The 7,843-nt window shown below is 55.1% G+C and carries 3 protein-coding genes, 1 tRNA gene and 1 pseudogene; 3 read left to right on the top strand and 2 right to left on the bottom strand.

The features are described from left to right. Positions 1–67: 67 nt before the first annotated feature. Both OKC41_RS20905 and OKC41_RS20900 read left to right on the top strand, forming a co-directional pair. Positions 68–814, top strand: a pseudogene (locus OKC41_RS20905) (IS1595-like element ISKpn3 family transposase); the annotation flags it as partial. A gap of 394 nt (positions 815–1,208) precedes the next feature. Then, the gene (locus tag OKC41_RS20900; RefSeq protein WP_236766413.1) at positions 1,209–2,237 is read left to right on the top strand and encodes a hypothetical protein; all 1,029 of its coding nucleotides are present in this window, start codon (positions 1,209–1,211) and stop codon (positions 2,235–2,237) included. Between the two features lie 62 nt (positions 2,238–2,299). Here OKC41_RS20900 and OKC41_RS20895 read toward each other — a convergent pair whose 3' ends face one another. After that, positions 2,300–3,523 (bottom strand): tyrosine-type recombinase/integrase, encoded by a 1,224-nt coding sequence (locus OKC41_RS20895; protein ID WP_270672339.1) that lies wholly within the window; start codon positions 3,521–3,523, stop codon positions 2,300–2,302. Positions 3,524–4,081: 558 nt separating this feature from the next. Further along, positions 4,082–7,519 carry an ATP-binding protein gene (locus tag OKC41_RS20890; protein ID WP_128274397.1) on the bottom strand — a complete coding sequence of 1,146 codons (3,438 nt, stop codon included), beginning with the start codon at positions 7,517–7,519 and terminating at the stop codon, positions 4,082–4,084. Between the two features lie 249 nt (positions 7,520–7,768). Here OKC41_RS20890 and OKC41_RS20885 point away from each other — a divergent pair. Then, a tRNA-Gly gene (locus OKC41_RS20885) sits at positions 7,769–7,841 on the top strand. Positions 7,842–7,843: the final 2 nt, after the last annotated feature.

The raw sequence follows: 7,843 nt of genomic DNA, 5'->3' as shown, positions 1-7,843 counted from the left end.
CTACCTGAAGCAACACCGCTTATATACCCGCACACTTGGAATTATTTGAGTCTCTAAAAATGAGGGGATCTCTGAGACTGGAAACACGATTTTCGCAAACACCAAGCTCCCACTGACCAAGTGGTTTCTGGCAATGCACCTGTTGTCACAAACCAAAACAGGCTTGTCAGCGATGGAGCTAAAGCGCCAGTTGGGCGTCAAATATGACACCGCCTGGATGCTCAAGCACAAGCTGCTGCAAGCCATGAAAGAGTCCGATGACAAGCAGCCCATCAGCGGCATCATTCAGCTCGATGATGTCTACTGGGGTGGCGAGCGCCGTGGTGGCAAACGGGGTCGGGGCGCGGCAGGCAAGACGCCGTTTGTGGCAGCAGTGGCCCTGAACAAGGAAGGACATCCAATCAAGATGCGGATGACGGTGGTCGATGGTTTCAAAACCAAGTCCGTTGCTGATTGGGCAAAACGGCATATTGCCAGTGGTAGCGCGGTGATATCCGATGGATTGGCCTGTTTCAAAGCGGTCAAGGAGGCCAATTGTGAGCACCTGGGTGTTGTCACCGGGGGCAACCTGGACTGGCTGGATCATCCGGCATTCAACTGGGTAAACACGATGATAGGAAATGTGAAAAACTCGCTGCGGGGCAGTTGCCATACGCTCGGAGCGAAGCATTTACCAAGGCATCTTGCGGAATACTGCTTCCGGTTTAATCATCGTTTTGACCTCAAGAGCATGTTGGTTGAATTGGGGCATGCAGTCGTGGCAAGCCCTCCGATGCCATATCGGCTCTTGAAGCTGGCTGAGGGTCATGGGTAATCAGGTAAGCCTATATAGCAGCATCAAAACGTCAATGTATCTGTAAGCCTACACGAACTCAGATATCTGGTTGGGTTTCGGATAACAGGAGCAAGGAGGGTGGTTCGTCTTTTGGTCGAGCGAGCTCGGTTCGCAAAAAAAGGGAGAAGGACCTCTCTGAGGCAAGGTTGTTGTGATATCCAAGTTTTCTTCATGATCATAAAATCAGCCTGAAATCAACATGAAATAATCTATTTTTCTATCCTAAATCAACGAAAAATCGCCACTTTACATCGTAAAATCTACACAGTAATCTGCATTTCAGTGAGTAGGGTCCCCCTCCCTCACGATATGGTTCGCCCAGCAAGAGACTCTTATGGGCTAGATTGCAAGTTTGATCGACGGTGAGGTTCAGATGACAAAAATGACGTGGCATCCTAAAAAGGAGGAAAGAGAAATTGTCTTTCTTTACCATAAATTTTTTAATAGGGGTGATCGGTTACGTAAAGGCAATGCAATGCCAGGGATAGAAGATATGGCAAGCAAGCTGGAGTCATTTATATATGATGTCGTTGATAGAGAATCATGTCGTCAAGATCTTCTAGATGAATTAAAAAAATTAAACAAGATAGTGAATTATTCTGAATGTAGAGATCCTGAATTGGTAAAGATAATGATGCAGGATGTTTTCCGAGAACATTGTTTGAGCGCAGAGAGATTTGACTGGATTGCTCAAACTAATGGTCGTTTGTGTAATTTTATTTGGTCTTTCTTGTTGTCATCAACTAGAAACATGAAAGGCTTGCAATGTAATCAATCATTAGTGTTCGATGATGAAGATGAAAATAATAGCAGGCAAGAACCAATCGTTGATATATTCAGGCGAGATGAGAATGAATACCTTGAGTTGAATTTACCGGTTCATGTAAACACTAGTCATGATAAGAAGAGATATATAGTTAGATTTTTTGATTTGTGGGATGTACCGTTACATACCAAAGAAAATCAAATGGCTAACTTTGAAGATATTTGGGGGCGAATTAAAAATAAGTCAAAGATGGAAGATTGGTTGGTAAATAATGAAGGAATGGCTGAATGGGCTTGGAATTATACATTCAAAACCTATCTTGGTTTTAAAAATCCTATTTGGCTTGATTTATCAGGTGTAAATAAAAATGAAAATACCAAGCAAGCCATGATTACACTGTATGATTTACTGTCAGTGGCGCATAGAAAAATACTAATGAGCTCACTAAGTAAGAGTGGCTCTCAACAAAAATATCGAACTAACTCAGCTTCGGAAGCGCGAACGGCTATGAGCATTCAGTTATCAGATGAGCGGAAAAATATGTTAAGGAAAATGGCAAGCGACTCAAACCGTAAAATCTATCAGGTTGTAGAGGATATGATCGATCAAGAATATCAGAAGCGCTATTCGCGCTAAATAAAGTCCATTAGCCTTAACTGGGTGATAAAATACGAAAGTAGGCGGCCAAATGGGCCGCATTATTTTTTATCCATTGAATAACCCGTAACAAACTTCGACCATTCATCCATCATAGGACGGCGCTGATCTAGTAAGTCTGTACGATGGTAGGCGGCTTCAACCTTATTTTGAACTGTATGGGCTAGCGCTCTTTCAGCAAGATCCCGTGCAAAACCTTTCTCGCTACACCAATCCCGAAAGCTTGAGCGAAAACCGTGCGCGGTAGCTATACGACCGGGAGTGGTACTTGATGCACCTATATGCCTCAATAGGCTGGTCATAGCCATATCGGTGAGTGGTACTTGTTTACGTGGTGAAGGGAATACCCATTCCCCATGTAAACCCTGTACCTTTTTCAACACTGCCAAGGCCTGAAGAGACAACGGTACTCTGTGGGTAATGTGTGCCTTCATTCTGTCTGCTGGAATTGTCCAAATGGCATTCCTCAGGTCGAGCTCTTCCCAGCGCATATTTCTGGCTTCGCCGGAGCGGCAGGCAGTGAAGATCACAAATGACAGCAGGGCACGGCTAACATCAAAGGACTTGGAGCTGGCCAAATGCTTTTGGTAGAACTCAGGAAGAACTCGCCAATCCATCGCGGGCTGATGTTGGGTTCGAATTGCTTTGCTGGGCTGTTGCGGCAGGAGTTTATCCACGACATCGACAGGATTTGCTTGGCAGAACCCATGGGCCCAAGCCCAGGCCATCACGGCATGTAACCGCTGTTTAACACGGGTTGCTGTTTCTGGGATCGACAACCAGATGGGTTGCAGTACGCTGGCGATATGAGCTGGCGAAATGGTATCGATAGACTGATGACCAAGAAGCGGGAAGGCATATTGCTCCAGAGTAGAGATCCACTGTTTGCCATGTTTAGGATTACGCCAACCGGGGAGTAACTGTTCGTGAACCTGACGGGCAGCGATCTCCAGTGAGGGGATAGCGGGCTTGCTGGTTTCTTCTCTCTTTACCTCTCCCTTCTCCTCAAGAGGGTCTAGCCCTTTAGCCAGCTGTTCCCGCATTAACCGTGCCTGGTTGCCTGCATCTGCGATAGAGATTTCTGGGTATGCCCCTAACCCTGCATTACGGCGCTTGCCGGTTGTGGGGCTGACGTAGCGTAACACCCACTTTCCTCTTCCTTTGGTTGTCGACGGATGCAGAGCTAAGCCTGTTATTCCACCATGGGGGAGGGGTTTGTCTTCGGGTTTTAGACTGCGAGCCTTGGTATCGGTGAGTATTGCCATAGGGTCACCTTCAGCGGATATGAGTATGCCATCCAGTATGCCATTTGATGTGGGAATTGATAGTGTTAGATTGGAAGGGATCGGACACAGCATCATTTCAATGCATTGATATTGCTGTATTATTTGTTTTGGTGTGGATTGTTTTGGACTGTTTTATAGCGGCCTGTCTCTCCGCCATTTATTCCCCTCAAGCCCGCGTCCGTCGCGGGTTTGTCATTTCTACTCTGTCCATCCCCCGCCTCAGCCATCTCCCAATGTCTTTTCCGATTTGGGGCCAGTGGTCACGGGGTCGCGAAGCCTCACCCATTCTCTCGAATGTCTATTCACCTGATTAGCCACTTGCCGGCCCAGACAGATCTCCCGGGCTCATCACCAACATGGTGATGGGGAATAGGCCCGCACCTGCAGGGTCATCTGGCCGCCCCCGCGAGCTCAGCCATCGCGATCCCCCTGATAGGCGCAGAAAGCATGCGAGTAGATGTGTCCAGAGCTCGCTATTGGTGCTTGGTTTTCTACCCCGCAGCCATCATCAGAGCAACGTGGCTGCGAGTTGGAGACTCATGCCTTGCGGCTGGCGAGCTGGCGAAGGCGCTGGGTGCTCTGGTGCAGGCTCTGGTGCTGCACCTCGTTCAGGGCGCAGTGCTTGAGCACGTACTCGGCGCTGGCCACCACCGTCTTCCAGCGCGGTGCCTTGGGCAGGGTGTCGAGGTTCAGGTACTTGTCGAGGGTGCGGGTCTGGGGACTGGAGCGGTCCATGTAGACCCGCCACAGCTTGCTCTTCTCCGCCAGCACTATCTTGCCCTTGCCGGTGCTCTGCTGCCAGGTCTCCAGGGTGAGACGCATGGTGTCCACCAGGGCGCGGCGCAGAGGTTCGTCATCCTGCTGGCGAATGAGATCGTCCGCCAGCGACCTGAACTCCCCGCCCAGCCGGCTCAGTTCCCCCAGCAACTGGCCATCCTCGATGATGGCCTGGCGAGAGAGGCTCTTGAGGGCGTTCTCCAGTGCAGCCATGCGATTGTCGTCCTGGCGCGGTTCGGTGCCAAGGGTCAGCGCATAGGCGTGCTGCCCCCCCAGATTGATGGGCAGGGCGCGGGCGTTGAGGGTGTCTCGCTGGCCCGCCACCAGGAAGTCCAGCTCCCGCACCGGCTGCGCGGTCATGTCGGGCCACTGGCTTGCCAGCGGGGCGGCCAGCCACTCGTCCAGCATCTGCCCCTCCATGGCTTCCGGCTCCTGACCCAGCAGGCGCGCCAGGGCCCGGGAGGCAAACAGCACCCCTCCTTGCTCATCGAGGAAGACCATGGGGTCGGCCCCCTCGCCTAGCAGGGCGAGGAGCCGCTCCTGATCCTGGTGCAGTTGCTCCTGGAGCAGCAGACGGTGCTCTATCTCCTGTTTGAGCAGGCGGTTCTCCACCAGGGAGGCGCGCCCGGCGCTGGCCTCCAGCAGGGCTCTCACCCGGGCGAACAGCTCCTCCTTGCAGAAGGGTTTCACCAGATAGTCGTTGGCCCCGGCGTTGAAACCCTCTTCAATCTCCTTGGGCTGGTTGAGGGCGGTGAGCAGCAGCACCGGCAGCTTCTCCTTGGGGTGCTGCTGGCGCAGACGGCGGCAGACGTCGAAGCCCGAGAGGGTGGGCATCATCACATCAAGCAGGATGAGATCCACCGGTTCCTGAGCCAGCTTGGTCAGGGCGTCGTGGCCGTCGCTGCTGGGCAGGATGCGATAACCGCAGGGCTGCAGCAGGTGGCGCAGTATGTGCAAATTGATGGGCTCGTCATCCACCACCAGGATGACGGGGGCATCTTGCGGCGGGGGCGGCAGATCCTCGCTCTCCCAGTCCGGCAGGATGACGGGCTGCTGGCGTACCAGTTGGTGCTCTATCTGGCGGCTGTCGAGGGTCAGACTGCCCGCCTTGCCGCTGGCCAGCGGCAGGGTGAAGGCGAAGGTGGAGCCGACGCTCGGCTCGCTTTCCACGAACAGCTCCCCCCCCATCAGGTGCACCAACTGGCGGGTGATGGAGAGACCGAGGCCCGCTCCCTGCTTGCTCACTTCCGGGCTCATCTGCACCAGGGGCTCGAAGATGTGCTCCAGATGGTCCCTGGCGATGCCGATGCCGGTATCGGTCACCTTGATGCGCAGGAAGTTGCCCTCCACCAGGGCGCTCAGCACCACCTTGCCCTGGGGGGTGTACTTGATGGCGTTGCCCACCAGGTTGTAGAGCACCTGCTCGAGGCGCTGCTCGTCCGCCAGCACAGGGGGCAGCTCGGCGGGGCTCTTGTCCACCAGGGTGAGGGGCTTGGCCTGTACCAGGTGCTGGCAGAGATCCAGCACCAGCCGGATGACCCCCTTGGAGGAGACCGGCTGGGGGTGGATCTCCAGCTGGCCGTAGCGCATCTGGTGGTAGTCGAGCAAGTCGTCCACGAGGCGCGCCAGACCGTCGGCGCTCTTGATGATGAGGCCGAGCTGCTTCTGCTGCCCTTCGGTCAGGTCCTGCTGGCTGGCGAGCATGGACTCGGCCATCCCCTTGATGCCGTGGATGGGGGTGCGCAGCTCGTGGGAGGTGTTGGCCAGAAGCTCGTCTTTGAGCTTGTCCGCCTGTTGCAGACTGAGGTTCTGCTTGTGGGTGAGCTTGACCTGCTGTTGCAGCTCCTGGGTCTGGCGTTCGATGAGCTCGATCTTGTCCTTCACCGAGCGCTGCATGTGGCGAAACGCCTGGGCCAGCCGGTCGATGTCATCGTCGGTGCGGGGGATGGTGATGGGGTGATCCAGGGCGCCGTCCGCCACCTGTTCGGCGGCGGCGGTGAGGGATCGCAGGGGCGCCGTGATGGAGTGGGAAAGCCAGCGGGAGAAGAGGATCAGCAGCAGCAGTGAGCCTGCCCCCAGCAGGATCACCAGGGTCTCGAGCTGGCGGATGGGGGCATAGGCCTCGCTGGTGGAGATCTCGGCGATGAAGGCCCACTCGGTATCGAACACCTTCACCTGGGTATAGGCGGCCAGCACCTCGTCATCGTGGTAGGAGAGGAAGGGGCCGACCCCCTGCTCCCCGGAGAGGGCCTTGATGATGAGGGGGGTCTGCAGCGGTCGGAAGTCGGGGCTGAAGCTGTTCTCCACGCTGAATTCGGGGGCGAGCCAGGCGTTGGCGCGCATCCGCTTGTCCGGGCCGATGAGAATGGTCTCGCCGGTCGCGCCGAGCCCCTCCCGCTCCGCCATGATCTGGTTGAGCTTGTCCGGCAGCAGCTCGAAGATGACCACGCCGCGCACATAGTCATACTGCATCACGGGGGCGGCGAGGTAAGCGACCACCTGGCCGGTCAGCTCGTTGCGGCCAAAATCGGTGAACTCGAAGATCTGCTGGGGCTTCTGGCCGCCATCGAGGCGGCGCTTGATCTTGGCGAAGGTGTTGCCAAGACCGCTGGACTGGTAGGGGCCCGAGAGCAGGTTGGTGGCGAAGTTGGCCTGCTTGGTGACCGAGTAGACCACGTCACCGTTGAGGTCGACCAGGAAGATGTCGCTGTAGTTGGATTTGCGCACCATGTCGGCGTAGCCGCGATGGAAGCGCTGGTGGACGCGGCCATACATCTCGTCTGCCAGGATGAGGGCGCTGATGGAGGGCTCTATCTCCACCTGACTGTCAGGTTGTTGCAGCTTGTCCCAGGAGCCCGGCACATAGCGGGCCTGGGCGCGGGCACGGGCCTCCTGCGGCGTGGTGCCGAGCTTCTCGAAGGCACCGGTGAAACCGTAGAAGCGACCGATACTGTTGCCGGCAAAGTCCTGCTGGGAGAAGTTGATGATCTGCTCCTTGAGGTTGCCGAAGTAGTCTTGCAGCTGGTTTTTCTTGATGTTGCGCACCGAGACCAGATGGTTGGAGGTCTGGGTGGTGAGATCCTTGCCGTGGCTATAGAGGAAAAACAGGGTGACGACCAGGAAGGGCACCAGGCCCAACATGAAAAAAGCCAGCATCAGCTGCGGTCTGAGCCCCCGAGGCCTGAAGTTCCATTTCATCGCATGATTTTCAATTGAGAATCCAGTTACTAAGCGCGATGAGTTTCTGACTAAAGGCTAACTATTTCAATGGCTTTATCTTAAATTCGCTCGTCGGGTCACAGGGAGCGGGGGGATTTTCGACCAAGGCGTCTAAAGGGTGAGCAAACAGCACGGGAAAGGGCTCAAAGTGAGAAAAAAGGGTTGTGCCCGGGCTCGGGGTACGTATAATGCGCCTCGTTGTCAGGCAACTGGCACGCAAGCAGTCATGCGGGAATAGCTCAGTTGGTAGAGCACGACCTTGCCAAGGTCGGGGTCGCGAGTTCGAGTCTCGTTTCCCGCTCC

It is taken from the genome of Aeromonas sp. QDB17 (assembly GCF_027705305.1).
Lineage (GTDB): Bacteria > Pseudomonadota > Gammaproteobacteria > Enterobacterales > Aeromonadaceae > Aeromonas > Aeromonas caviae.
This window is presented reverse-complemented; position numbering and strand designations above follow the sequence as displayed.

Bases quoted from the DNA above. Each gene is read 5' to 3' on its own strand.
- OKC41_RS20900 (WP_236766413.1), top strand. From the start codon at position 1,209: ATGACAAAAATGACGTGGCATCCTAAAAAGGAGGAAAGAGAAATTGTC.
- OKC41_RS20895 (WP_270672339.1), bottom strand. From the start codon at position 3,523: ATGGCAATACTCACCGATACCAAGGCTCGCAGTCTAAAACCCGAAGAC.
- OKC41_RS20890 (WP_128274397.1), bottom strand. From the start codon at position 7,519: ATGAAATGGAACTTCAGGCCTCGGGGGCTCAGACCGCAGCTGATGCTG.